This window comes from Brevibacterium jeotgali, assembly GCF_900169175.1.
GTDB classification, from domain to species: domain Bacteria; phylum Actinomycetota; class Actinomycetes; order Actinomycetales; family Brevibacteriaceae; genus Brevibacterium; species Brevibacterium jeotgali.
The window spans coordinates 1-23,948 of record NZ_FXZM01000006.1 but is presented as its reverse complement, the minus strand read 5'-3'; the positions used below and the strand labels follow the sequence as shown (position 1 = coordinate 23,948).

Sequence of the window (23,948 nt, the reverse complement as noted above, 5' to 3'; positions counted from 1 at the left end):
TGCACAGAATCTCGCTGAAATCTGTGCAGAAGTGACCGGTCAGTCGTGTGGACAAGCGGCTGGATGCCGTAGCGGTCCAGGGATGTCAGCCCAAGGGCCCAGCCACCTCAGTTCACGCGTGCCAGGAAGCGGTCCCACGCGTGGGCCAGGCTGCCCCAGCCGCGGTTGTCGCCGCCGTTGCCTCCGCCGCCGTTGCCATTCCCGTTGCCTCCGCCGTCTCCGCCATCGTCATCCGGCCCCGGGACCTGTGGGGGATCCACGGTGAAGCCCGGGCTCGGAGTGCTGGGCGATGGTGACGGGCTGGGGGTCGCCTCTTCCTCGGCCACGGTGATGGTCACGGTCGCACCCTGGTCGACGTCCGTGCCCGCAGTCGCCGCCTGCTCGAAGACCTCGCCGGCCTCATGGTCGCCGGTCTCCTCCGTCTCGACCGCGCACGACAGCTGGTACTCATCGCCCTCGAGCGTCGTGCAGGCCTCCTCCTGCGTCATGCCGGTGACGTCCGGAACCTCGACCCGACCCGACGACAGGACGAGATCGACGGACGAGTCCCGCGGCACGTCGGTCCCGGCGCCCGGTCGGGTCTCCATGACCTCGCCGCCGGGGACGTCGGGCGAGTTCTCCTCGATGTTCGAGCCCGCGGTGAGCCCCGCGTCGCCGATCGTCTGGCGTGCGAGGGACTCCGTATCGCCTGCGACGTCCGGCACCTCGATGCTGTCCGGTCCGGTGGAGACGAACATCGTGATGCGGTCGCCCTCCGTGACCTGCGACCCGGAAGCGGGGTCCGTCTCCACGACGTTGCCCTCGTCGATCTCGTCGTCGGCCTGGTCCTCCCTGCCGACGACCAGCCCGAGGCCCTCCAGGTAGGTCTCCGCCTCGTTCGCCTCACGGTCGGACATGTCCTCGAGTGCGAAGGTCTGGGGTTCGGGCTCCGTGTTCATCGTGTACATCCACAGACCCAGGCCGGCCAGCACGAGTGCCAGGAGGGCACCGCCCACCCACAGCCAGGTGCGGCTCTTCTTCTCCTCGTGCTGGTTCTCCTCGATCTCGCCCAGCATGCCGGTGTGCGGTCCGGCCTGCTGCTCGACCGCCTGCGTGGGCGGAGCATCGGCCCACGCCGCGGTCGGCGCGGATGACATGAGCTGAGTCGCGGGGCCTTCGCCGTCGATCCCGAGCGGGCGCCCGTCCCGAGCAGCCAGCGCATCCTCGCGGAACGCGTGCGCATCCTGATACCGCGCGTCCCGCTGCTTGTCGAGGCCGTGCAGCACCAGACGGTCGACAGCCGGTGGGATGCTGGGGACGAGCGTGGACGGCGGCTGCGGCGCCTCACCGACGTGCTGGTAGGCGACAGCGAGCTGGGAATCACCCACGAACGGCGGGCGACCCGTCAGCAGTTCGTACAGCAGGCACGCAGTCGAATAGAGGTCGGACCGGGCATCGACGACCTCGCCGCGCGCCTGTTCCGGGGACAGGTACTGAGCAGTGCCCACGACGGACTGGGTCTGCGTGAGCGACCCGGTGTCCTCGAGCGCGCGGGCGATCCCGAAGTCCATCACCTTGATGTCGCCATCAGGCGTGAGCATGACGTTCGCGGGCTTGATGTCGCGGTGGACGATGCCGTTGCGATGGCTGTACTCGAGCGGTGAGAGCACGCCGGCCGCCACGTCGAGAGCCTCGGTCACCGTGAGGGGACCGTGCTCCGACAGGACCTGGCGGAGAGTCTGCCCCTCGACGTACTCCATGACGATGAACGGGACGGTGATCGTCCCGCCGCCCGGTTCCGCGAACTGCTCCTCGCCGGAGTCGTACACGGACACGATACCCGGATGGTTGAGGCTGGCGGCGGACTGCGCCTCGCGCTCCAGCCGGGTGTGAAAGCTGGGATCGCGGGCGAGGTCGGAGCGCAGCAGCTTGATCGCGACGCGCCGGCCCAGGCGGGTGTCGACGCCCTCGTGGACCTCTGCCATACCGCCGCGGCCGATGACCCGTCGGATCTCATACCGATCGGAGAGCTTGCGGACCTCGTTCATCGGTCGCCTCCGTTCACAATGGCGGCATTGCCACCGAAGCCGGGGGCGTCGCCGCTGTCGTCGCCTCCGTCGGTACTATCGCTGTCGGGTGACTCCCCGCTGTCAGTGTCGTCGGTATTCTCATCGCCGTCGGTAGGGTCAGTGCTGTCGTCGCTGCCGCTTTCCGCATCACTTTCCGACTCGTCATTCGAGCCGGACTCGTCGTTCGAATCGGACCCTCCGCTCGAGTCGGAATCGCCGTCGGTGCCCGAGTCGCTGCTTCCGTCGCTGCCCGAATCGGTGCCCGGCTCCTCCGGTTCCGGTTCGGGTGCCTCGGCGGGGCCGGAGGACACCTCGATCGTGATGGTGTCGCCCTCCGAGAACACATAGCCGTTGTTGCCCGAACGGACGTTCACGACGGTGCCGACAGCCTGCTCCGACTCCGCCTCGACGGAGTTGACGACGAGTCCCTGCTGCTCGAGGTTCCGCGTCGCGGTCGCCTCCGACTGGCCGATGTAGTCGTTCGGGTCGATCTCGAAGGACGTGTCCTCTTCGGTCTCCTCCGCAGTGGGCGTCGTGGTCGCCGTCGGCTCGGGGTCGCCGGACGGCCCGAAGAAGATCCACGCGACCCACACCAGACCCGCGATCACCAGCGCGATGAGCACGCCGACGGTCACCTTCATCCCGGTGCCCATCTTCTCGTCGTCCTCGTCGAGCTCACCGTTCGGGCGCTCGACGAGGTCGCCCTGCTGGGGAATCGTACGGGTCTCCGTGGTGGGTGCCCCTGCCGGAGCTGCCGCCGCCGAGGCGTGGGCGGGGTCCATGACCCGTGTCGCCTCGTCGCCGGGCTGGTGGAAGGCGCGCGTGACCGCGTCCGCGGCGGCCGCACCGGCGGCCGCGCCCGCGAGCATCTGCGGAACTGCGGCCTCGGCGCCGGCGGTGTCCCCGGAGCGCAGCGCTCGCGCTGCCTTCGCGAGTGCCTCGCCGGAGTCCGGGCGCTGGTCCTGCTTCTTGCTGAGCAGGCTCGCCACGAGCCTGCGGATCGGTTCGGAGACCGTGTCCGGGAGTTCGGGCGCAGTCGTGTTGACCTGGGCGATCGCGATGGCGACCTGCGAGTCGCCGGTGAACGGGCGACGCCCGGCCAGCGCCTCGTACATGATGATGCCCAGCGAATACAGGTCCGACTTGGGCGTGGAGCCCTTGCCCGTGGCCTGCTCCGGTGCGAGGTACTGGGCGGTGCCCATGACCTGACCGGTCTTCGTCAGCGGCGCCTGATCGGCGACGCGGGCGATGCCGAAGTCCGTGAGCTTCACACGGAAGTCCGGCGTCACGAGGATGTTGCCCGGCTTCACATCGCGGTGCACGACCCCCGAACGGTGGGCAGAGCCCAGCGCCTCCGCGGACTGTGCGATGAGCTCGAGGACATCGTCCTCCGGCACAACGCCGTTGCGGTCGATGAGCGCGGACAGCGGCTCACCCGGCACATACTCCATGACGAGGTAGGGCGAACCCGTCTCCTCGCCGTAGTCGAACACAGAGGCGATCCCGGGGTGGGACACAGCACCCATGCTGCGCGCCTCCGCACGGAATCTGTCGAGGAAGCCCTGATCGCTCAGGTACTCCTCCTTGAGGATCTTCGCTGCGACTTCCCGGTCGATGACCTTGTCGCGGCCCTTCCAGACCTCGCCCATGCCTCCGACGGCGATGCGGCTGGTGAGGTCGTAGCGTCCTCCCAGCACGGTTCCCGGCTGTGGCCTCATCCGTTGATCACCGCTTCCATGACCTGCTTCGCAATCGGCCCGGCGACGCGGGCTCCTGACGCTTCACTGCCGGCGCTGCCGCCGCTCTCCACCACCACGGCGACTGCGACCTCCTGGTCATCGTCCGACGTCGCGAACGAGGTGAACCACGCGTGGGGCGCTGCGCCCTCCGCGTGCTGGGCCGTGCCCGTCTTCGCGCCGACCTCTGCGCCGGATATCTGGGCCACCTGGCCCGTTCCACTGTTCACCTGTTCCACCATCATGTCTGTGAGCTGCCCCGCGGAATCGGAGCTGACCGCTCGCGAGAACTCCTGCGGCTTCAACTCGGAGATCGAATCGAGCGTGCGGGAATTGCGGACGTTGTCGATGAGCTGCGGGGTCATGACGACCCCGTCGTTCGCGACGCCGGCGGACACCATCGCCATCTGCAGCGGCGTCGCGCGGACCTCGAACTGGCCCAGCGCGGACTGCGCGGTCTGGGGCGCGTTGAGGTCGCCGGGGAACGAGGACGGCGTCACGGGCAGGGGAATCGACAGGTCCTGGCCGAAGCCGAACTTCCGCGCCTGCTCCTCCAGCGCGTCGTCGCCGACGTCCATGCCCAGCTGGGCGAACGACGTGTTGCAGGACACGACGAGCGACTGCTGGAGCGTGACGGAGTCGCCCGCACCGCACGAGCCGCCGCCGGAGTTGCGGATCGTCGCACTGGTCTCCGGCAGATCGAGCTCTGCGGGACCCTCGAGCTCCGAGTCCTTCGTGTAGTCGCCCGTTTCGAGCGCGGCCGCAGCCGTGATGATCTTGAACGTCGACCCGGGCGGATAGAGGTTGCCGCCGATCGCACGGTTGTAGGCCGGGTTGTCGGGGTCGTCGATGAGCGAACTGTAGGCGCTCTGCGCCTGCTCGGAATCGTGCGAGGCCAGCGCGTTCGGGTCCCAGCCGGGCGTCGACACCATGGCGAGCACGCGGCCCGTCTTCGGATCGATGGCTGCGACGGCGCCCTTCTGGTCGCCCAGGCCCTGCCACGCGGCGTTCTGCGCCGCGGGGTCGATCGTGAGCTCCACCGCTGCGCCCATGGGCTGCTCGCCGGTGAAGATCGACCGCACCTTGTCGTAGAAGAGTGCGTCGTCGGAGCCGGACAGGAGCCCGTTCTCCGTGCGCTCGAGCCCGCTGGCGCCGGAGACGACGGAGAAGTAGCCGGTGAGGCCCGCGTACTGCTCCGCCGGCAGGTTGTCCGCGCCGTAGGTCCGCTGGAACTCGTACGTCGAATCGGTCGGCACCGAGTAGGCGACCGGGGTGCCGTCGACGAGGATCGGGCCGCGCTCCCGCGAGAGCTCGTCGATGATCGTCCGGTTGTTGAGTTCATGCTCGCTGAGCGACTGGGCCGCGAAGAACTGCACGTAGCTGGTGGAGCCGAAGAGGAGCGCGAACATCACGAGCCCCACGACGGAGACGTGCCGGAGTGCCTTATTCATGCGCGACCCCCTTCTGACGCGTGGTCTGGACCGGCGCCGCCGCCCGTGACCGTGTCGGGCCTGGTGCCGGTGCTCGACGACTCGTCCTCATCCACCGCCAGCGTCGGGAGCACACCGGTGGCGAACTCGTCCTGGGGCCGGCGGGCATTGTCGCTGATGCGCAGGAGCAGTCCGATGATGATCCAGTTCGCGACGAGCGAGCTGCCGCCGTGGGCGAGGAACGGCGTGGTGAGGCCCGTGAGCGGGATGAGTCGCGTGACGCCGCCGATGACGATGAAGCACTGCAGTGCGATCGTGAAGCTCACTCCGGTGGCGAAGAGCGTGCCGAACCCGTCGCGGGCGGCGGAGGCGATCTTCATGCCGCGCTCGAAGAGGAGGACGTACAGCAGCAGGAGGGCGAAGAGCCCGATCAGGCCGAGCTCCTCACCCAGGGACGCGAAGATGAAGTCGGAATTCGCGTAGGGGACGACCTGGGGGCGCCCTTCACCGAGTCCGTTGCCGACGAGCCCGCCGTCGGACATCCCGAACAGTCCCTGCACCAGCTGGTACGAACCGCCGGGGGTCTTGTTGTACTCCTCCGCCGTGAGGGCGTTCAACCAGCCGTCGATGCGCTGCTGGACGTGGGAGAAGATCTGGGTGGCGACCAGCGCACCCACGGCGAACATGCCGAGCCCCAGGAAGATCCACGTCTTCTTCGCCGTGGCGACGTAGAGCATCGCGACGAACAGGCCGAAGTACAGCAGGGACGTGCCGAGGTCGCGCTGGAAGACGAGGATGCCGACGCTCGCGACCCACGCGATGAGGATGGGGCCCATGTCGCGCAGGCGCGGGAACTGCAGGCCCAGGATCTTCGGGCCGGCCAGCACCATCTGGTCGCGGTAGGCGACGAGGTAGCCGGCGAAGAAGATCGCCAGCAGGATCTTCGCGATCTCACCGGGCTGGAACGACATCGGGCCGATGAAGATCCAGATGCGGGCGCCGTTGACCGTGCGCCCCAGGCCCGGGATGAGGGGCAGCAGCAGGAGCAGGAGTGCGGCGAAGCCGGACGTGTACGTGTAGCGGCGCAGCAGCCGGTGGTCGCGCAGGAAGACGATGACGAGCGCGGCCAGCACGGTGCCCAGCGTCATCCAGACGAGCTGGGAGGTCGCAGCACTGCTCTCCAGTGCCATGTCGATGCGATAGATCATCGCGAGCCCGATGCCGTTGAGGAGCACTGCGATGGGCACGAGCACGGGGTCCGCGTAGGACGCGCGCCACCACACGACGATATGGAGGGCGACGCCGAGCACGGCGAGCCAGATCGTGTACGAGTAGACGTTCGCGGGGACCTCGTCCGTGGTGCCCACGCCGACGAGCGCGTAGGCGCCCGCGGAGATGATGACCGCGAGGAGGATCAGCAGGAGTTCTGAGACACGGTGCTTCCTCGGCCCGCGGACGGCGCCGGACGGAGGGGGCATCGTCATCTCTCCGCCTCTCCCCGGTCCATCGTGGCGCCGTTCCCGGCCCCGGTGGTCTCCGATTCGTCTGCGACGCCGCCGGAGACCCCGTTCTCGCCCGACGGCGATGGAGCAGGGTCCTCGCCCGTCTGCTCCGTGGTCTCGCTCGCGGCGGCACCTGCGTTGCGAGTGGCCTCCGCGCGGAGGGTGTCGACGACGTCGATCGCGGCGTCGCGGGAGTCGGCGGGGATCGTCGCCTGGAGACGCTGCTGCGAGAACGTCGACAGGTCCGTGACCGTGACGTTCGTGCTCTGTTCGAGCGACGAGAGTTCGATGGGGCCGAGCGACTGCGGGACGCCCTGGTACACCGCGACCGTGCCGTCCGCCGCCGCGACGTAGTACTGGGACTGCACGTAGCGCCACCCCGACAGGGCGGCGATGACGATCGCCAGGACGACGACTCCGGCGATGACGACGGTGATCCACGGGCGGCGTCGCTGCGGGGGCTCGTCGCCCCAGTCCGCGAGGTCCGCGTCCTCGTCCCAGTGGTCATCGTCCCGTACTGCGGACCGAGCGCTGCGCGGTGCGGTGACCGCCTCGCCGTCGGCCGGCGCCTCGGTGTCGTCGGCGTCGTCCGCCGAGGCGCGGTTCGCCGTGGCGGCGGCCGTCGCGGCGGGGGAGGCGAGGGCTGCGGTGTCCGTGTCGTCGGATTCGGAGGCCGCCGCGCGCGGCGGTTCCATCGGGGGAGTGGAGAGGCCCTCGATGGGGACCGTGGGGGCTTCCACCTCGTCGAAGATGACGTCCATCTGACTGGTATCGGTGCTGTCGCGGTCCTGGCCGCCCAGGAGTGCATAGGACGGGTTGACGCGGACGGAGCCCACTGCTTCGCCGAAGTCGTCGATGTCGACGTCGTCGGACGGATCGAGGACGTCGCCCACCACGACGGTGACGTTGTCCCCGCCGCCGCCGGCCAGGGCCAGCTCGATGAGCTTCTCGCAGCAGTCGCCCGGATCGGCGACCGTCGCGAGCGTGTCATGGATGTCCTGCATGGAGGCGAAGCCCGTGAGTCCGTCCGAGCACAGCATCCAGCGATCGCCCGGCACCGCGTCATGGAAGGACAGGTCGAGTTCCGGTGCCGCCCCGACGTCTCCCAGCACCCGCATGACGACGCTGCGCTGCGGGTGGGTGTCCGCCTCCTCGAGCGTGATGCGGCCTTCGTCCACGAGCATCTGGACGAAGGTGTGGTCCTGCGTCACCTGGGTGATCTCGCCCTTGTGCATGACGTAGGCGCGGGAATCGCCGATATGGGCGAGGGCCAGCCGGTCGCCGGCCTGCAGGAGAGCTGTGACGGTGGTGCCCATCCCGGCCAGCTCGCTCTGCTCGCCCACGGCGCGGCCGATCTGGTCGTTCGCGGCGAGGATCGCGGCCTTGAGGTCGTCGAGGACCCTGCCGTCGTGGTCCGCCTCGTCGAGGAAGGTCAGACGGCTGACGGTGATCGCCGAGGCGACGTCGCCGCCCGCGTGGCCGCCCATGCCGTCCGCGACCAGGAGGAAATGAGCGCCTGCGTAGCCGGAGTCCTGGTTGTTCTTGCGCACCTGCCCCGTGTCGGAGCGCGCTGCGAACTGGAAGGTCGGCACGCCGGAGTGCGGGAGAGAGGTGCTCTGTGCGTTCACGCGCGCAGCTCCATCGTCGTGTGGCCGATCGTGATCGGCATGCCGGGCTCGATGCGTGTGGGCTGCGTCAGGCGCGCGCTCCCCACGTACGTCCCGTTCGTCGAGCCCGCGTCCTCGACCACCCAGGCGCCGGCCTGGGGGTAGATGCGGGCGTGGTGGGAGGAGGCGAAGTCGTCCTCGATGACGAACCCGCAGTCGTCCGCTCTGCCGATCGTGAGCTGTCCGGCGGACATGAGCAGGGAGAACCCGTTCTGCCGGCCGGATGTCACCACGAGCGTGGGCGATGAGCTGAAGGCGGACTGCTGGTCTGGTGGCGGAGAACCGTGTGCTGCGGCGGCCGGGGCCTCGGAGGCGGCACGACCGCGTCGGCGATCGCGGCGGCTGCGTGCGACGCGCGGGCCGAAGAGGTCCTGGCGGAGCACTGCGGCGATGAGGAAGACGAAGAGCCACAGGAGCGCGAAGAGCGCGAACCGCAGCACTGTGACGGTGAACTCACTCACTGAAGCGGCCTGCCTCGGAGTAGGTGACGGGGGTGTCCCCGGCGGTGAGCACGGAGCCCTCCGACAGGGAGACGGAGCCGATGGGGCGGCCGCTCATATGCGTGCCGTTCGTCGATCCGAGGTCCGTCGCGACCGCCTGGTCGCCGGACACGGTGATCTCGAAGTGCCGGCGCGACATGCCCGGATCGTCGATGACGATGTCTGCGCTGTTCGCGGATCGGCCGAACACAGTGGTGCCCTGTGGCAGGCGGTGGACCTGTCCCTGGACGCTCACGGTGGGGGTGAAGGCAGCGCGGGCCGGCGGGTCGTCCGAGGCGTCGGCCGGGGCGCCGCGGCGGCGGCTGCCCGGGGCCTCGGGCGCGGGGGCGACGTTCGGTGCCGGGGCGGCAGCCGGCGGCCGCTGGGACACCTGGTTCTGAGGTGCGGAGACCGGCCCGGACTGGGCTTCGTACTGCTCCGGGACGACCGGGTTGGAACGGGACGGCGGATCGTAGCCGCCCCGGTTGGCCGGTTGGGCCGCCGGTGATCCGTCCGGACGGCGCGTGGTCGCGCGGACCCGGTACATGCCGGTGTCGAGGTCGTCCGCGACCTCGAAGGTCACGGCCACGGGCCCCACGAAGCTGTAGCCCTGTTCGATCGCGTGATCGCCGACGACCTGCCGCAGGTCCTGGCGGAGCTCTGACGAGACGGGGCCGAGGCGATCCAGGTCGCCGCTGGACAGCTCCACTGCGTAGGAGTTCGCCGTGAGGGTGCGTCCGCGGGACACGACGGCGGCGCGATTGTCCGCCTCGCGGCGCAGGGCCGACGCGAGCTCGACCGGTTCCACCTGAGAGCGGAACGCGCGCGCGAAGGCACCGTTGACCACGCGGTCGATTCCGCGTTCGAAACGGTCGAGAACCCCCACGACGCCTCCTTTCCGACTTCTGTCTGCCGACCGGGTCACACCGGCGGCGGGCACAGGTGAGCGCTGCGGCGCACGGCACATCAGCACTCCATGCTAACGCGCCGATCCTGAGTCCCCACCCTATGCGTGCTGAGTGGATCGAGGCATCCGGGCCGGCGGCGCACGCTGATCCGCATGTGCGCGCCTCAGATGACCGGGCGATGGCCCGCCTGGGAATGCGGCTGTGAGATGTCCGGCAGGTGAATGGCGGGCAGTGCAGGGCGAGTGGGGAGCTCGATTGGTGCAAGGGCCCTGCTTGCTGGTAACGTCTTGTGCTGTTGTCATTCGCGCGAGTGGCGGAATTGGTAGACGCGCTGGCTTCAGGTGCCAGTGTTCGAAAGGACGTGGGGGTTCAAGTCCCCCCTCGCGCACAGTGTGGGAAGGCCCCGGAACCGAATGGTTCCGGGGCCTTCCCGCGTGTCCGCCGCAGGCGCCGTTGATCTGAGCTGCGGCGATCTGTCCTCGCTGCGGCCGCTCAGGTCCGGCGCGTCGTGAGCTCGTGCTGCGCTCCCATGTCGCTGAGGACTGAGAGCAGCCGCTCCGCCGCCGGGTGGTGGCGCACGGAATCCAGCACGTAGGCGACGATGACGCGTTCGGGCTCCGGGCGCACCAGCCGGCGCGCGACGACCGTGTTCGGCAGATCGCGGGCCGCGAGCGCAGGCATCGCGCAGACGCCCGCGCTGCTGGCCACGAAGGCGATCGCCCCGCGGTGATCGGCCGCCTGGACGACGGAGCGGGGCGCGATCCCCGCGGCCCGCCAGACGTCGGCGATGATGCGGGCGCCCTCCCCGTCGCCGACGTACTCGTGGATCCACGGGTCCGCTCCCAGGTCCGCGGCCGCGACCTCATCGGCTGTCGCGCACCGGTGGTCGCGCGGCAGGATCGCGACGAACGGGTCGCGGGCGATCTCGATCCGGGTCACGCCGGCGGGGACGTGGGGCGCTGGGGTGGCGCGCTCCGTCCGGATGTCGATGTCGGGACGTTCGGTCGACACGGGCGGATCGGTGAGTTCGATGAGCAGTGTCGTCGTGGGGAACTCGCCGCGCAGTCGGGCGGCGATGGAGGGCAGCCAGTACTCGCCGGCGGATGCGAAGGTTCCGACCGTGAGCGACCCGGTGTGTCCGATCCTCAGGTCGTCGATGAAGCGATCGACCCTGCCGAGCGCGGCGAGGGCCTCCTGTCCTCGATCCGCCAGGCTGCGGCCGTGTGCGGTCGGGACGATGCCGCGGCCGGACTTCTCGAACAGCCGCAGCCCGGTCTCCCGCTGGAGGATCGTGAGGTGCTGGCTCACCGCGCTGGGGGTGAAGGAGAGGGCGTCTGCGGCGGCCCTCACGGACCCCGTCGCGACGACGGAGCACAGGACGCGCAGACGGTGGACGTCGACCATTCCCCAAGCATAAGCACAGCTGAACGATGCGCAAGGAAGCATCGCTTGTCCTCAGGTGTTGTGCGGGCGGATCATGGAGGTGGGGGACGAGACCGCCCGGCCGTCGCCCGCGACAGATCGTCGAGGTGGGTCCAACGGGCACGAACGAAGGGGAGAGGCCATGCTGACAGGAGTTCTCACGGTGACGGGAGCGGTGCTCGCGCTGCACAACTTCGCGCGCGGAAGAGCAGTGTGCCCTCGCGGTGAACGTCTGCCGCTGGAGCAGTTGGACGGTGCGGGCGTGATCCAGACGATCGGCCGCGGGTGGCTGGCACCGGACCTCCAGAGCCTCTGGAACGAGCCCCGCGAAGGCTGACGCCCCTCGTGCGCCTCGTGCGCCTGGGTGGTCCCGAGGCGCGAGTGGCGGACCTCGCGGAGATGCGCTTGCTACTGTGAGGCAGGCGCTGTAGCCGGACCTCCCCTCCGGTGGTACCGCGACCCCGCGCCTCGGGACTATGAAGACAGAGTCGTCAGTAGACGCGTATCGATCGGTATCGGAAGCCGTTGTCACGGCGGGAGCGGCCGAGGAGGTGGTCGGCGGATTCGATGCCGCAGTCGAAGCCGTCTTCGGTCCGATCGCGACGATCCTGTCCGCGTTCGTCTTCTTCGAGCTCCCCGTCTTCGGCGGGGTCCCGGTCATCGTCCTGTGGCTCATGGCTGCGGCGGTCTTCATCACCTTCTACCTCCGACTGCAGCCGATCACGGGCATCAAGCATTCGATGCGCATCATCCGCGGGAAGGCGACGCGCAAGACGGATCCCGGCGAGGTGTCGTCGTTCCAGGCGCTGGCCACGGAGCTGTCCGGCACTGTGGGGCTCGGCAATATCGCCGGTGTCGCCGTCGCCATCACCGTGGGCGGGCCCGGCGCCGCGCTCTGGATCATCATCTTCGGCTTCTTCGCGATGACGGTGAAGATGGCCGAGGCGACGCTGGGTGTGAAGTACCGCCAGGTGGCGTCCGACGGCACGACGTCCGGCGGTCCCATGTACTACCTGCGCGACGGGCTCGCGGAGATCGGCCGTCCGAAGATGGGTCGCTTCCTCGCCGTCTTCTACGCGATCGCCACCGTCATCGGCGTGTTCGGAGCCGGCAACCTGTTCCAGGCGAACCAGGCGACCGCCGTGCTCGTGAATGCGACGGGTGGGGACTCCAGCTGGCTCGCGGACAAGCTGTGGCTCGTCGGCGTCGTCATGGCGGCGCTGTGTGCGCTGGTCATCCTGGGCGGTATCAAGAAGATCGCAGAGTGGACGTCGGCGATCACGCCGCTCATGGCGATCCTCTACTTCCTCGGTGCGGTCGCGGTCGTCCTCGTGAACATCACGAATGTGCCGGACGCCTTCGTCCTCATGTTCCAGGGCGCCTTCACCGGTGAGGGCATCACCGGCGGTCTCATCGGCGTGGCGATCGTCGGAATCCAGCGTGCGCTGTTCTCGAATGCCGCGGGTGTGGGCTCCGCCGGTATGGCGCACTCGGCCTCGAAGACGGACGACCCGGCGACGGAGGGCTTCACCGCCCTGTGGGAGCCGCTGGTGGATTCGATCATCGTCTGCACCCTCACGTCGCTCGCGATCATCACCACCGGTCTCTACGACATGGAGACGGACGGCTCCAGCATGGCCGGTGTCGAGCTCACCTCGCAGGCGTTCGGCACGGTCACGTCGTGGTTCCCCGTCCTGCTGACGGTCTGCGTCGTCCTCTTCGGGTTCTCCACGATCCTCGCCTACGCCTACTACGGGCAGAAGGCGATGGGCTACCTCACGAACGAGAACCGGAAGGTGGAGAAGGGCTTCCAGGTCGCCTGGGTCCTCGCCGTGGTCGTGGGCGCCTCGATCTCGCTGGATTCCGTCATCGCCTTCTCCGACGCGATGTTCTTCCTCATGACCGTCCCCAATCTGCTCGGCATCTACTTCCTGTCCCGCGTCCTGCGGCTGGAGATCCTCCGGTATCGGACGCGCGCGCAGGTGGGCACGCTCGATGAGATCCCGGCCGAGCTCCAGGTGGGACTGCGCGACCATGAGCCGACGAAGGCACAGGTGAAGGCTGAGGAGCTCCGTCTGGAGCAGGCGAAGGAGAAGCGCCGGGAGATCCGCCGGGAGTTCCGGAAGGCGCAGCGGGCGCGGACTGGCGACGGGGGCCCCGGCGGCCGGGCCGGTCGCTTCGGTCGTCGCGGCTGACTCGGTCGTCGCGGCTGACTCACACGGAGGAGCCGAGGCCCGCGCGGATCGCCGCCCGGGCCTCGGCGCGTCCGTGTGCTTCGGCCGTCACTGCAGGCCCAGCACCATGGTCGCGATCGTGAAGTACAGGATGAGGCCCGTCGCATCGCAGAAGGTGGAGATGAACGGGTTGGAGAACACGGCGGGGTCCGCGCCGATCCGCTTCGCGATGATCGGCATGAGGCCGCCCACGGTCGCGGCCATGATGCAGACCGACAGGAGGGTCAGTCCGATCACTGCCCCGATCGCCCAGCCGTAGACCAGGCCGGCGACGGTCAGTCCGAGGGCCCCGAGGACGGAGCCCAGCAGCGCCCCCACGCGCAGTTCGCGCCAGATGACGCGGCCGAGGTCCCGGATCCGCACCTCACCCACGGCCAGTGCGCGGGTGACGGTCGTCGCCGCCTGGTTGCCCGTATTGCCGCCGGTGCCGGTCAGCAGGGGGATGAAGAGCGCGAGGATGACGACCTGGTCGAGTCGGTCCTCGTACACCTCGAGCACCTGCACGGTGAGGATCGCAGAGACTGCGAGCACCAGCAGCCACACGATGCGACTGCGAACGATGCGGAGGATCGAGCTGGAGAGGTAGGAGCGGTTGAGGGGTTCGGAGCCGCTGCTGCGCGCCACGTCCTCCGCGTCCTCCTCGTCGATGATGTCGAGCACGTCGTCCATCGTGAGGATGCCCACGATCCGCTCCTCCTCGTCCACGACCGGCATCGCGATGAGGCGGTGGGAGAGGAATTCGCGAGCGGCTCGCTCACGATCGGTGAGGGCATGGACGCTGAACGCCTCGCGCACCAGGTCGCCCACGGCCGTGTCGGGTGCTGAGGTCTCCGCTTCGAGGAGGTTGCGCAGAGAGACGACGCCCGTGAGGATCCGCCCCGCTGCGACGACGGGGAGCAGGTAGACGGTCTCCGGACCGTCGATCCGTGCGCGGACGACCTCCATCGCCTCTGCAGCGGTCCAGTCCGCGTGGAGGTTCAGGACCTCGGGGGACATGTAGCGGCCGATCGCCTCCCGGGGGTAGCCCAGGACTGCTGCGGTCATCTCGCGCTCGTTCGCGTCGAGCCCGCTCATGAGACCGGACACGACGCGCGCGGGGAGCTCGCCGAACAGATCTGCGCGGTCGTCGGGGTCGAGGCCCTCGATGATCTGGGCGACCTCCGGCTCCCGCAGGTTCTGGAGGAGCTCGGCCTGATAGTTCGGGGGCAGCCCTTCGAACACCGCGAGGGCGTCGTCCTTGTCGAGCACGCGGAAGAGCACAGCGGACTGCAGGGGCATCGTGGTGTGGACGAGCCGTGTGAGCTCCTGCCGCTCCACGTGGGGGGCCAGTCTGGCGATCGCGTCGACACTCTCGGAGTCCATGCGCCCGGAGAGCGCCCGGTCGAGTGCGTCCGCCGCCGCCTCCGCGGTCATCTCTGTCATGCGACACCCTCCTCTCGTTCCGACCCCTCACTGTACGGGGATGCGTCGGGATCCCTTGACAGCCGCAATGTACAACCATATGGTTGCGCGTATGGTGCACGCCACGCTCAGCGACGCCGAGGTCGACCGGATCTTCCGGGCTCTGGCCGACGCGACGCGGCGCGGCATCGTCCGGCGGACCCTGTCAGGCCCCGCGAGCGTGTCGACGCTCGCGTCCGACTACGACATGTCGTTCGCCGCCGTGCAGAAGCATGTGTCCGTTCTGGAAGGAGCGGGGCTCGTGAACAAGGAGAAGAAGGGCCGGGAGCGCCTGGTCCGCGGCAACCCGGAGATGCTGTCTCGCGCCAGACACCTCCTCGACGAGTACGAACAGATCTGGCGCGGCCGCATCGTCCGCCTCGACGCGCTGCTCGACGACGAGCAGCGCTGATGACTGGAAGGTCCTCCCATGCCCATCACATCCATTGACCAGAACGCCGAAGACCTCACCCTCACGATCATCGCGGACTTCCCCGTTCCCGTCCGACGGCTGTGGGACGCGTACGCGGACCCGCGGCAGCTGGAGAAGTTCTGGGGGCCCGTCGAGTGCCCTGCGGTCTTCACCCGCCATGACCTCACGACCGGAGGGCGTTCGCACTACTCCATGACTCTGCCCGACGGCTCCGTCTCGCGCGGCTACTGGGAGTTCGTGGCGGTGGATCCCCTGCGCTCGTTCGAGGTCCGCGACGGGTTCGCCGATGAGGACGGTGTGCCCAGCGCGGAGATGCCGAGCATGCGCATGGTCTTCGCCTTCACGGAGACGGAGTCCGGTTCCCGGCTCACGACGACCACCTTCTTCCATGCGGCCGACGAGCTCGAGCAGCTGCTGGAGATGGGGATGCTCGAAGGGACGAAGTCGGCGATGGGTCAGATCGACGACGTGCTCGCCGACCTCGCGTCGTTCGCGGCGGACCGCGGGACCGACGCCCAGCTCCTCGACGACACGACTGTGCGCGTGAGTCGCGTGATCCGCGGTTCCGTCGACCACGTCTGGCGCGCCCACCACGACCCCGCGCTCCTCCGCAGGTGGATGCTCGGTCCCGACGGCTGGACGATGCCGGTCTGCGAGCCGGCGCAGAAGGTGGGGGACACGTTCCGCTACGAATGGGAGTCCGACGACGGGACGGAGCGCTTCGGCTTCACCGGCGAGGTCCTCGAATCCGTGCCGCCCGCACACGAAGCCGCGACCGAGGCGATGATCGGCATGGACGGGCCCGGCACCACCAACGAGATGACGCTCACCGCGGTCGACGGCGGCACTCTGCTGGCGACCGTCATCACCTACCCGTCGCGGGAGATGCGCGACAGGGTGCTGGGCACCGGCATGGTCGACGGCATGGAGTCGAGCTACGCGAGGATGGAGTCCGAGGTCCTGTCTGTGGCCTGATGCGCGCCGTCAGTCGTGGGTCAGGCGGATCTCCCGATCCGCCAGCGCCCGCACCTCCGCCGGATCGTGGCTGACCAGCAGGCACGTGCGATCCGCCAGGAGCTCCCGCAGCAGCGCGCGGATCTGGGGAGCCGAATCGGCATCGAGCGAGGCGGAGGGCTCGTCCAGGAGTACGATCTGCGGATCCGTCGCCAGTGCCCGTGCGAGTGCGACGCGGGCTCTCTGGCCGCCAGACAGTCCGCGCGGCCTCATCCGTCCCAGATGCCCGATGCCGAGGTCCTCCAGCATCCGCTGGGCCCTCACCTTCGCGTCCGCCCCCGTCACTCCCGCGGCGCGGAGCCCGAATGCGATGTTGCCGACCGCACTCATGTGCGGGAAGAGGCGCGGGTCCTGGAGGAGGAGTGTGACGCTGCGGCGATGCGGCGGCACGTCGGCGCCGGTGCGGCCTCCGCGGGTCCGTGTGAGGACACGGTCATCCACGTCGACGCGTGCGCGCGGGGGGAGGAGCAGTCCCGCGACGACGGCGAGGATCGTCGACTTCCCGACGCCGTTCGGTCCGGTGAGGGCGAGCGTCTCTCCCGGTGCGACGGCGAAGGACTGCGCGATGCGACGATCCGGCGCCGCGAAGTCCACTACGAGCCGCGGCGGACTCGCAGGGCGCGCGGTCGGGACGGGGGCGGTTGCGACCGGGGCGATCGGGACCGGGGCGACGGGGACCTCGGCGGTCGTCGTCGCTGCATCCGGCGAGGGACGGGTCAGCGGTTCGACGGACGGGTGTGTGCGCATGTCCCTCGAACCGGCCACCTGTCCCTCGCCGGTGAGGGGCCGGGACCGGGCCGCGCTGGTGGACGACGGTCCCGAACGACGGTGGCCGGGGAGCGAGTAGACCGCGACGACGACCAGGAGCGCGATCGCGACCAGCAGCATGGAGACGGCGACGGCGGCGTCCGGATCGGTCTCGCGGCGGAGGTAGATCTCCAGCGGAAGCGTGCGCGTCGTGCCCGTGAGCGACCCGGCGAAGGTGAGCGTCGCCCCGAACTCGCCAAGAGACCGCGCGAACGACAGCACCGCGGAGGACGCGATCGCGGGCGCCAGGAGCGGCAGCGTCACCGTCGCGAACGTGCGGCCGGGCCCGGCGCCCAGCACCGCCGCTGCGGTCTCGAAGTCGGTGCCGTGGGTGCGCATCGCGCTCTCGACGCCCATGACGACGAACGGCAGCGACACGAACACCTGCGCGCAGACGACCGCCGCCGTCGTGAACGCGATGTCGATGCCGGTGGCCTCCATGGGGGCGGCGAGGATCCCCTGACGACCGAACGTCGCCAGCAGCGCCAGGCCGCCGACCACCGGCGGGAGCACGACCGGCAGCAGCACGAAGGCGCGCACGGTGCGGAGGAGGACCGCCTCGCTGCGCGCCAGCACCATGCCCAGGGGAACGCCCAGGATGACGCACACCCCGGCGGAAGCGCACGCCGTGAGCAGCGACAGTCGCAGCGCCGTGAGGGAGTCCGGGCTGGTGACGAGCCCGCCGAACTCCGACCACGGCACCCGCAGTGCCAGCCCCGCCACCGGCAGGATGACGACGAGCGCGCCCAGCAGTGCGAACGGTGCGAGTCCCCACGGGAGGCCGGGCGAGCGTTCGCGGGAGTGAGAACGGCTCCACGAGCTGCCACGCGTCTCCGTGCGCGCCGCGGGAGACGGCCGGGCGCGCATCACGGCGCCCCGAATCCCGCCGCGTCGAACACCGCACGGCCCTCGTCGGACAGGACGAAGTCGACGAACTCCTGACCGGCCCCGGCATTCTCCGCGTCCGCGACGGGCGCGATCGGGTAGTGGTTGACGGCGTCATCGGATTCCGGGAACTCGACTGCGTCGACGCGCTCCGCTCCCGCGGCATCGGTCCGGTACACGAGCCCCGCATCCGCCTGCCCGTTCGCGACCTTGCCGAGCACGTCCGTGACCGCCGGCTCCTCGCTCACGGGTGCGATCGTGACGCCTGCGGACTGCCCGACGAGGCGGGCGGCGAGCCCGCACGGCACCTGGGGCGCGCACAGCACGACGTCGAGGTGCGGGTCCGCCAGCGCCTCCAGGCTGTCGATGTCCTGCGGGTTGCCTGTCGGGACCGCGATGACCAGCGTGTTCGACACGAAGTCCTGCGGTTCCGCCGCGACCAGGCCGTCATCGACGAGGCTCTGCATCGTGCGCTCGTTGGCCGTGGCGATGACGTCTGCGGGCGCGCCCTCTCGGATCTGCGTGACGAGGTCCGAGGATCCGGCGAAGCTCAGCCGGACGTCGACGTCGTCGCGGACCTCCGAGAACCGGTCTGCGAGGTCCTCGAACGAATCGGTCAGTGACGCGGCGGCGAACACGGTGAGGGTCGTCGATCCCCCGGCACCGGAGGAAGCGCCGCACGCGGAGAGGGCCAGCGCTGTGGCCGCGACCGCAGCGGCGGCTGACTTCTTCACGGAGCCTCCTTCGCCGGGCTGCCTGTTCGCAGGGCTTCCTGTCCACAGGGCTGCGTGGTAGCAATCCTAGGTGCTCCGTGACGCTCGGCCGGCCGAGCCCCACCACTCCAGCGGAAGCCCCAACGCCCCAGCGGAAGCCTCATCGCCCCGGCGACAGCCTCACCACTCCAGCGGCAGCCTCACCACTCCAGCGGCAGGAAGGCGATGCGCTCGCCCGCGCTCACCGGACGGGTCGGGAGGATCAGCCAGCCGCGCCCTGTGGTCAGCCCCCGCACCATGTTCGACGCCACGTGCTCGACGGGGATCCACGCGGACTCGAGGTCCTGCGGGGCGGGATCCGGCGGGGCTCCGGGACCTGCCGGCGTTCCGGGACCTGCCGGCGTTCCGGGATCTGCCGCGGGTGCATGACCGGCAGGGGGCGCCGAGCGGGCAGGGCGTGCGGGGACGAGCCGATCGACCTTTTCCGCAGGGAGGTCCTGTGCGGCGGGGACGGAGAGGGGCACCTCCGGATCAGCTCCGCGCAGTCCGCGGAGCACGGCGGACCCCACGATCCGCATCGCCGCCAGCGCCGCCAGCGGATTCCCCGGCAGCGCGAGGACGGGCACAGGTCGAGGCGTCCCCGCGGGGACGCGCCGATCGAGCAGCGCGAGCATCGTGGGGTGACCGGGCCGCATTCCCAGCTCGTCGATGACGATCCGGGACGACGAGTGCGGCCCCTCCTGCGTCTCCGCCTGCAGCACCGCACGCACATGGTCGGCGGCCGACCTGCCCGTTCCGCCGGTCGAGACGACGACGTCGGCGAGGTCGACGAGCTCCGCCAGCGCCTCTCGCGTCACCGCGCGATCGTCGCCGATCCTGTGCACGGCCACGACCTCGATCCCGGCGGCGCGCAGCACGTGGGGCAGCTGCACCGCGAAGGCGTCGCGGACCTCGCCCGCGGCCGGTGTGCCGGACGTGCGCACCTCATCGCCCGTGAGCAGGAGGACCGCGGTCACCGGCGGCAGGACCGACACGTCGTCGTGCCCGCTGATCCCGGCCATCGCGAGCAGCGGAGGGGTGAGCGGATGACCGGCAGAGGCGAGCACGTCGCCGGCTGCGGCCTCGCGCCCGGCCAGGCGCACATGGCGGCCGGGATCCAGCTCCGAGCCGGGAGACTCCGGCCGCATGCCGATGCGGACACCGCCCCCGTCCGGGTCGCGGTGCGTGTACTCGATCCGCACCACTCCCGAGGCCCCGGCCGGCACGACGCCGCCCGTCACCACGGGCCGGGCGTGCCCTGGCCGCAGCTCGTGCAGCGATCCGGCGTCCTCCAGAGTCCACGGCGGTGGACCGGACACGGCGTAGCCGTCCATCGCGGACGAGTCGTAGTGGGGGACGTCGAACAGGGCCCGGAGGTCCTCGGCGAGGGTGCGCCCGAACGCATCTGCGAGCGGGAGGGGAGCGGCGGAGCCGGCGAGGGCGGATGCGCGGGCGCGAGCGGCGTCGGTCCCGGTCGCGTGGGCGAGCCGCATGGCGTGGTCCCAGCGGGGTCCTTCCGCACGGGCGGTCTCCGCCACTGTCAGCCGCCGGCGAAGGGCGGCAGGACGTCGACCCGCGCACCGGGGCGCACGACGTCGTCCTCACCCATGACGACGCCGTCGATCAGCACGCTCGACTGCTCGAGCACGCGTTCCAGCGAGGGCTCGTCCCCGGGCGGATCCGGGTGGAGGGAGACGAGCAGCGCAGCGAGCTGCTCCCGTGTGAGCGAGTCGACGCGGTGGGGGATCGGGACGGCCTCCTCGGCGAGATCACCTGCGGCTGCCCGCGCGGCGGCGAAATAGCGGATCGCAAGAGTGCGCTGCGGCCTCTGCCCCGGGGTCATCGTCGTCTCCTCCACTCAGCCGCCGATCGCACTCATCGTACGGTCAGGCTGCACGTAGTCAACGCTGTCCAGCCCGGGCCTGTCCATGCCGTGGGCCGCGGGCTTGAGCCACATCGCCTGCTGCCACATGCGGGCGACCACGTCGTCGGACTCCCCGGAGCGCATCGCGGAGGCGAGGTCGAACTCCTCGTGGGAGAACAGGCACGACCGCACCTTGCCGTCCGCGGTGATGCGGGTGCGGGTGCAGGCGGAGCAGAAGGGCTCCGTGACCGAGGCGATGACACCCACTCGGCCCAGCGGCTCCGCGGCATCGGTGCGGGAGCCGGGGGCGGCGTCGGGATCAGCGACCGGGCCGGAGCCGCGCCCGGGACCAGAATCGGAATCGGGATCGGAATCGGGCCCAGAATCAGTATCAGAATCGGGATCGGTGTCGAGGGGCAGGACCCGCCAGAGTTCGGCGGGCGCGCCGCCCCGTGGCACGTCGTCCGGGACGAGCCGCCAGTGCTGAGAGAGGAGTTCGCGGACCTCCCGGGCGGTCACCATGCCCTCCCGCGTCCAGCCGTGGTCGCCGTCCAGCGGCATCTGCTCGATGAAGCGCAGATCGAGCCCGCGCTCCAGGGCGAAGGCGAGGAGTTCGGGCGCCTGGTCGTCGTTCTCGCCGCGCATGAGCACCGCGTTGACCTTCACGGGATGCAGATCCGCCGCCAGCGCGGCGTCGATCCCCGCGAGCACGTCTGCCAGGCGATCGCGGCGGGCCAGCGCGCGGAAGGTGTCCGCGTCGATCGTGTCGAGTGAGACGTTGAGGCGCGTGAGGCCCGCGGCGGCGAGACTCGCAGCCCGTCTGGTGAGGCCGATCCCGTTCGTCGTGATCGCGATGGGCAGGTCCGGATGGCTGCTGCGGACGCCCGCGATGATGTCTTCGAGATCCGGGCGGATGAGCGGTTCCCCGCCCGTGAGCCGGAGGTCCCGCACTCCGTGCACGGCGACTGCGATGTCGACGAGGCGGACGACCTCGGACGCGGTGAGGAGGGAGGGCGGAGGCATCCAGTCCATGCCGTCGGCCGGCATGCAGTACGTGCAGCGCAGGTTGCACTTGTCCGTGAGCGAGATCCGCAGATCCGTCCCGAGGCGACCGTGCCGATCGAGGAGGCCGGGGGCCGTGGGTGCGTCGCCCGCCCGCTGATCGAGCTCAGCCCTCGTCGCGTCGCGGGCTCCTGCGTGGAGTGCCGCGGCGGCCTCGTGCGAGTCGCCGGCCGTGGAGGCCCGCACGGTGGGGATTCCCAGACTTACGTCCATACCCTCTGAGTGTACGGGCCAAGGGCCTGCCGTCCTATCGCCGGTGCGCTGACGGTCGGGATAGCCTACGACTATGCATCCTTTTCTCGACCGCAGGCGCATGCCTGTGCATCCGCCTGCTCCGCAGTGAGGGGTTCGGTCCTGCGCTCGCCGGGCATGTCTCTGCTGGTGCTCATGACGGTCCTGGGCTTCTCCGGGTTCGCGGCCCTTCTGCCGGTCGCGCCGCTGTGGGCGGTCCACGGAGGTGCCGGCTCGGTGGGTGCCGGGCTGGTGAACGGCGTGCTCATGCTCTTCACCGTCCTCACCCAGCTGGTGGTCCCCGCGTCCCTGCGCCGCTTCGGCTGGTCGCCGGTCCTGACCGCCGGAATGCTGCTGCTGGGCCTGCCGGCGGCAGCATTCGCCCTCAGCGACGACCTCGCAGTCATCCTCGTGCTGTCCGCAGTACGGGGCATGGGCTTCGGGGTGCTGACCGTGACCGGCAGCGCCCTGGTCGCTGAGCTGGTCGAACCCGCCCGCCGCGGCCAGGCGATCGGCGTGTACGGACTGGCGATCGCCGGCCCGCAGGTGCTCTTCGTGTCTGCAGGCCCGTGGATCGTCGAGAATCTGGGCTTCGGGATCATCTTCGCCATCGGTGTGCTGCCGGCTGTGGGAGTGTTGCCGGCGATCGTGCTGGGCCGCAGGGCCGAGCACGTCCCGCACTCACAGGAGCGACCTCCGTACCTGCAGCTGCTGCGACCCATGGCCCTGCTGCTGGCGGTCACCCTGGCCGGCGGCGCCCTCATCACCTTCATGGCGCCGATGAGCGACAGCGCTGTCCTGAGCACGTTCGCCCTGCTGTGCTTGACGGTGGCCGCAGCGCTGGCCCGGTGGCAGGCGGGCACGTTCTCCGACCAGTTCGGTCCGCAGGCGTTCATCTGGCCGCTGGTCCTGCTCACCACCATCGGCATGGCCGTGCTCGCGTGGGGCGTGCGCGACCCCCAGGCCACTGATGTGGTGGCTCTGCTGCTCGGAGCGACGCTGGTGGGCATCAGCTACGGTGCCCTGCAGAACCTCACGCTGGTGCTGGCGTTCCAGGCTGTCAGCCGCCCCCACTACGGATCGGCCAGCGCGGTGTGGAACATCGGCTTCGACGCCGGAACAGGTCTGGGGTCGGTGATGATCGGCATGATCGCCGCCGGCTCGTCCTTCAGCACCGCCCTGCTGGTGGGCGGAGCCCTCTCCCTGCTCACCCTGCCGCTTGCGGTCCGTCGCCCTCGGCTGACGCGGTGACCAGGCAGTCGACCCCGAAGAGCACAGCGGAGGACGCAGAAATAAATGTTCAGTGAGGAACGAAGGCCCGGAAAAATTTTGGGAAGGGAAGGGTTGGTGATTCGACTCATGCCCGCAGTCTCACGTGATCGAGCTACTCGATAAGCTTGACGATCAGACACTGCGCGACTGGTACGCGGCCAAAAATATCGTCTTGGGGCGATCCAGGAGTCGATCAGTCCTGGCTCACCACACACGCCCCGGCTGCACGAACGCGATGCAGCCGCCCCTACAAACCTCGCCGGCGCGCTCGAGCATCCGGATTCTGAACTTGCTCGGCACCTCACGCGCGATCCGTACACTCTCAGCTTCCTTGCTGAGGCACGCAGGATCACAATGACAACGGCGTCAGCGCCGGGAGAATCTCTGCAATGACGCGGTCAAGCGCCCAACAGGCTAGCGGCGAGGGAGAGGGCGCCAGGACATGCCCACTCGCGCCGGACGAGCCGCACCTTCGCGCATCGAGAACCGGAAGCCGTCCCTGATAGTGCAGCCAGGTTCAGGCCGGCCCGATGTCGAAGCCTGCTGGAAGTGCCCTGACACGAGCAGCTCGGCGGAGCCTGGCTATCTCTCCAAGGAGGATGGGCAGCAAGAAGTAGACGACTGAGAAGTAGAGACCCATAGAGTGGTGTAGCGCACGGAGGTCCGGCCTATCCGTCAGGATGTGGACGCGGCCACCGTGTGATCCTTCGAGTCAACCTTCCAAGAATCCTCGAACGGAGTCACAACGATGACCGCTCCTCA

19 protein-coding genes and 1 tRNA gene are annotated in these 23,948 nt (G+C 69.7%); 6 read left to right on the top strand and 14 right to left on the bottom strand.

From position 1 onward, the window contains the following. Positions 1 to 107: 107 nt before the first annotated feature. The 7 genes from pknB to BJEO58_RS07280 are packed head-to-tail and all read right to left on the bottom strand — an operon-like array spanning position 108 to position 9,748. Positions 108 to 2,027: a Stk1 family PASTA domain-containing Ser/Thr kinase gene (pknB, locus tag BJEO58_RS07315; protein ID WP_101588832.1), complete on the bottom strand. Its 1,920-nt coding sequence runs from the start codon at positions 2,025 to 2,027 to the stop codon at positions 108 to 110. Then, a complete protein-coding gene (locus BJEO58_RS07310) occupies positions 2,024 to 3,766 on the bottom strand; it encodes a protein kinase domain-containing protein (RefSeq protein ID WP_101588831.1) in 1,743 nt (580 codons plus the stop codon). Before BJEO58_RS07310 ends, pknB begins: the two co-directional genes overlap by 4 nt. Further along, positions 3,763 to 5,235, bottom strand: coding sequence for a peptidoglycan D,D-transpeptidase FtsI family protein (locus BJEO58_RS07305; RefSeq protein ID WP_101588830.1), 1,473 nt, complete (start codon positions 5,233 to 5,235; stop codon positions 3,763 to 3,765). The genes BJEO58_RS07310 and BJEO58_RS07305 overlap by 4 nt, the downstream gene beginning before the upstream one ends. Then, positions 5,232 to 6,698, bottom strand: a complete 1,467-nt coding sequence (locus BJEO58_RS07300; RefSeq protein WP_101588829.1) for an FtsW/RodA/SpoVE family cell cycle protein — start codon at positions 6,696 to 6,698, stop codon at positions 5,232 to 5,234. The genes BJEO58_RS07305 and BJEO58_RS07300 overlap by 4 nt, the downstream gene beginning before the upstream one ends. Continuing rightward, positions 6,695 to 8,344 (bottom strand): PP2C family protein-serine/threonine phosphatase, encoded by a 1,650-nt coding sequence (locus BJEO58_RS14960; protein WP_246075893.1) that lies wholly within the window; start codon positions 8,342 to 8,344, stop codon positions 6,695 to 6,697. Before BJEO58_RS14960 ends, BJEO58_RS07300 begins: the two co-directional genes overlap by 4 nt. Continuing rightward, entirely contained in the window at positions 8,341 to 8,844 is a 504-nt protein-coding gene (locus BJEO58_RS07285; protein ID WP_101588828.1) for an FHA domain-containing protein FhaB/FipA, read from the bottom strand. Before BJEO58_RS07285 ends, BJEO58_RS14960 begins: the two co-directional genes overlap by 4 nt. Further along, a complete protein-coding gene (locus BJEO58_RS07280) occupies positions 8,837 to 9,748 on the bottom strand; it encodes a DUF3662 and FHA domain-containing protein (RefSeq protein WP_246075894.1) in 912 nt (303 codons plus the stop codon). Before BJEO58_RS07280 ends, BJEO58_RS07285 begins: the two co-directional genes overlap by 8 nt. Positions 9,749 to 10,074: 326 nt before the next feature. Between BJEO58_RS07280 and BJEO58_RS07275 the strand changes: the two genes are divergently transcribed. Beyond that, positions 10,075 to 10,158 (top strand) — tRNA-Leu (locus tag BJEO58_RS07275). Positions 10,159 to 10,262: 104 nt separating this feature from the next. Here the strand turns inward: BJEO58_RS07275 and BJEO58_RS07270 are convergent. Further along, the gene (locus BJEO58_RS07270) at positions 10,263 to 11,174 is read right to left on the bottom strand and encodes a LysR family transcriptional regulator (RefSeq protein ID WP_180951867.1); all 912 of its coding nucleotides are present in this window, start codon (positions 11,172 to 11,174) and stop codon (positions 10,263 to 10,265) included. 160 nt (positions 11,175 to 11,334) lie between these two features. Between BJEO58_RS07270 and BJEO58_RS07265 the strand changes: the two genes are divergently transcribed. Further along, entirely contained in the window at positions 11,335 to 11,529 is a 195-nt protein-coding gene (locus tag BJEO58_RS07265; protein ID WP_101588825.1) for a hypothetical protein, read from the top strand. Positions 11,530 to 11,668: 139 nt separating this feature from the next. Continuing rightward, positions 11,669 to 13,387: an alanine/glycine:cation symporter family protein gene (locus tag BJEO58_RS07260; RefSeq protein ID WP_101588824.1), complete on the top strand. Its 1,719-nt coding sequence runs from the start codon at positions 11,669 to 11,671 to the stop codon at positions 13,385 to 13,387. Positions 13,388 to 13,474: 87 nt separating this feature from the next. Here BJEO58_RS07260 and mgtE read toward each other — a convergent pair whose 3' ends face one another. Next, positions 13,475 to 14,848: a magnesium transporter gene (mgtE, locus tag BJEO58_RS07255; RefSeq protein ID WP_101588823.1), complete on the bottom strand. Its 1,374-nt coding sequence runs from the start codon at positions 14,846 to 14,848 to the stop codon at positions 13,475 to 13,477. A gap of 91 nt (positions 14,849 to 14,939) precedes the next feature. Here mgtE and BJEO58_RS07250 point away from each other — a divergent pair, with 91 nt between their 5' ends. Together BJEO58_RS07250 and BJEO58_RS07245 are read left to right on the top strand one after the other, a co-directional pair. Beyond that, entirely contained in the window at positions 14,940 to 15,278 is a 339-nt protein-coding gene (locus BJEO58_RS07250; protein WP_246075895.1) for an ArsR/SmtB family transcription factor, read from the top strand. Positions 15,279 to 15,296: 18 nt separating this feature from the next. Further along, the gene (locus BJEO58_RS07245) at positions 15,297 to 16,274 is read left to right on the top strand and encodes an SRPBCC family protein (protein ID WP_101588821.1); all 978 of its coding nucleotides are present in this window, start codon (positions 15,297 to 15,299) and stop codon (positions 16,272 to 16,274) included. Between the two features lie 9 nt (positions 16,275 to 16,283). On the opposite strand, the gene BJEO58_RS15335 is transcribed toward BJEO58_RS07245, so the two are convergent. The 5 genes from BJEO58_RS15335 to BJEO58_RS07220 form a co-directional block, all read right to left on the bottom strand. Beyond that, positions 16,284 to 17,987, bottom strand: a complete 1,704-nt coding sequence (locus BJEO58_RS15335) for an ABC transporter permease (RefSeq protein ID WP_144573776.1) — start codon at positions 17,985 to 17,987, stop codon at positions 16,284 to 16,286. Further along, on the bottom strand, positions 17,987 to 18,739 hold the full coding sequence (gene modA / locus BJEO58_RS07235; protein WP_101588820.1) for a molybdate ABC transporter substrate-binding protein: 753 nt from the start codon (positions 18,737 to 18,739) through the stop codon (positions 17,987 to 17,989). The genes BJEO58_RS15335 and modA overlap by 1 nt, the downstream gene beginning before the upstream one ends. Positions 18,740 to 18,918: 179 nt before the next feature. Continuing rightward, on the bottom strand, positions 18,919 to 20,250 hold the full coding sequence (locus BJEO58_RS07230; RefSeq protein ID WP_101588819.1) for a molybdopterin molybdotransferase MoeA: 1,332 nt from the start codon (positions 20,248 to 20,250) through the stop codon (positions 18,919 to 18,921). Positions 20,251 to 20,297: 47 nt separating this feature from the next. Next, the gene (locus BJEO58_RS07225) at positions 20,298 to 20,600 is read right to left on the bottom strand and encodes a MoaD/ThiS family protein (protein ID WP_101588944.1); all 303 of its coding nucleotides are present in this window, start codon (positions 20,598 to 20,600) and stop codon (positions 20,298 to 20,300) included. 15 nt (positions 20,601 to 20,615) lie between these two features. Then, positions 20,616 to 21,896 (bottom strand): GTP 3',8-cyclase MoaA, encoded by a 1,281-nt coding sequence (locus BJEO58_RS07220; RefSeq protein ID WP_101588818.1) that lies wholly within the window; start codon positions 21,894 to 21,896, stop codon positions 20,616 to 20,618. A gap of 156 nt (positions 21,897 to 22,052) precedes the next feature. Here BJEO58_RS07220 and BJEO58_RS07215 point away from each other — a divergent pair, with 156 nt between their 5' ends. Then, positions 22,053 to 23,165, top strand: a complete 1,113-nt coding sequence (locus BJEO58_RS07215) for an MFS transporter (protein WP_101588817.1) — start codon at positions 22,053 to 22,055, stop codon at positions 23,163 to 23,165. Positions 23,166 to 23,948: the final 783 nt, after the last annotated feature.

Bases quoted from the DNA above. Each gene is read 5' to 3' on its own strand.
- pknB (WP_101588832.1), bottom strand. From the start codon at position 2,027: ATGAACGAGGTCCGCAAGCTCTCCGATCGGTATGAGATCCGACGGGTC.
- BJEO58_RS07310 (WP_101588831.1), bottom strand. From the start codon at position 3,766: ATGAGGCCACAGCCGGGAACCGTGCTGGGAGGACGCTACGACCTCACC.
- BJEO58_RS07305 (WP_101588830.1), bottom strand. From the start codon at position 5,235: ATGAATAAGGCACTCCGGCACGTCTCCGTCGTGGGGCTCGTGATGTTC.
- BJEO58_RS07300 (WP_101588829.1), bottom strand. From the start codon at position 6,698: ATGACGATGCCCCCTCCGTCCGGCGCCGTCCGCGGGCCGAGGAAGCAC.
- BJEO58_RS07270 (WP_180951867.1), bottom strand. From the start codon at position 11,174: ATGGTCGACGTCCACCGTCTGCGCGTCCTGTGCTCCGTCGTCGCGACG.
- BJEO58_RS07265 (WP_101588825.1), top strand. From the start codon at position 11,335: ATGCTGACAGGAGTTCTCACGGTGACGGGAGCGGTGCTCGCGCTGCAC.
- BJEO58_RS07260 (WP_101588824.1), top strand. From the start codon at position 11,669: ATGAAGACAGAGTCGTCAGTAGACGCGTATCGATCGGTATCGGAAGCC.
- mgtE (WP_101588823.1), bottom strand. From the start codon at position 14,848: ATGACAGAGATGACCGCGGAGGCGGCGGCGGACGCACTCGACCGGGCG.
- BJEO58_RS07250 (WP_246075895.1), top strand. From the start codon at position 14,940: ATGGTGCACGCCACGCTCAGCGACGCCGAGGTCGACCGGATCTTCCGG.
- BJEO58_RS07245 (WP_101588821.1), top strand. From the start codon at position 15,297: ATGCCCATCACATCCATTGACCAGAACGCCGAAGACCTCACCCTCACG.
- BJEO58_RS15335 (WP_144573776.1), bottom strand. From the start codon at position 17,987: ATGCGCGCCCGGCCGTCTCCCGCGGCGCGCACGGAGACGCGTGGCAGC.
- BJEO58_RS07230 (WP_101588819.1), bottom strand. From the start codon at position 20,250: ATGCGGCTCGCCCACGCGACCGGGACCGACGCCGCTCGCGCCCGCGCA.
- BJEO58_RS07225 (WP_101588944.1), bottom strand. From the start codon at position 20,600: ATGACCCCGGGGCAGAGGCCGCAGCGCACTCTTGCGATCCGCTATTTC.
- BJEO58_RS07220 (WP_101588818.1), bottom strand. From the start codon at position 21,896: ATGGACGTAAGTCTGGGAATCCCCACCGTGCGGGCCTCCACGGCCGGC.
- BJEO58_RS07215 (WP_101588817.1), top strand. From the start codon at position 22,053: ATGTCTCTGCTGGTGCTCATGACGGTCCTGGGCTTCTCCGGGTTCGCG.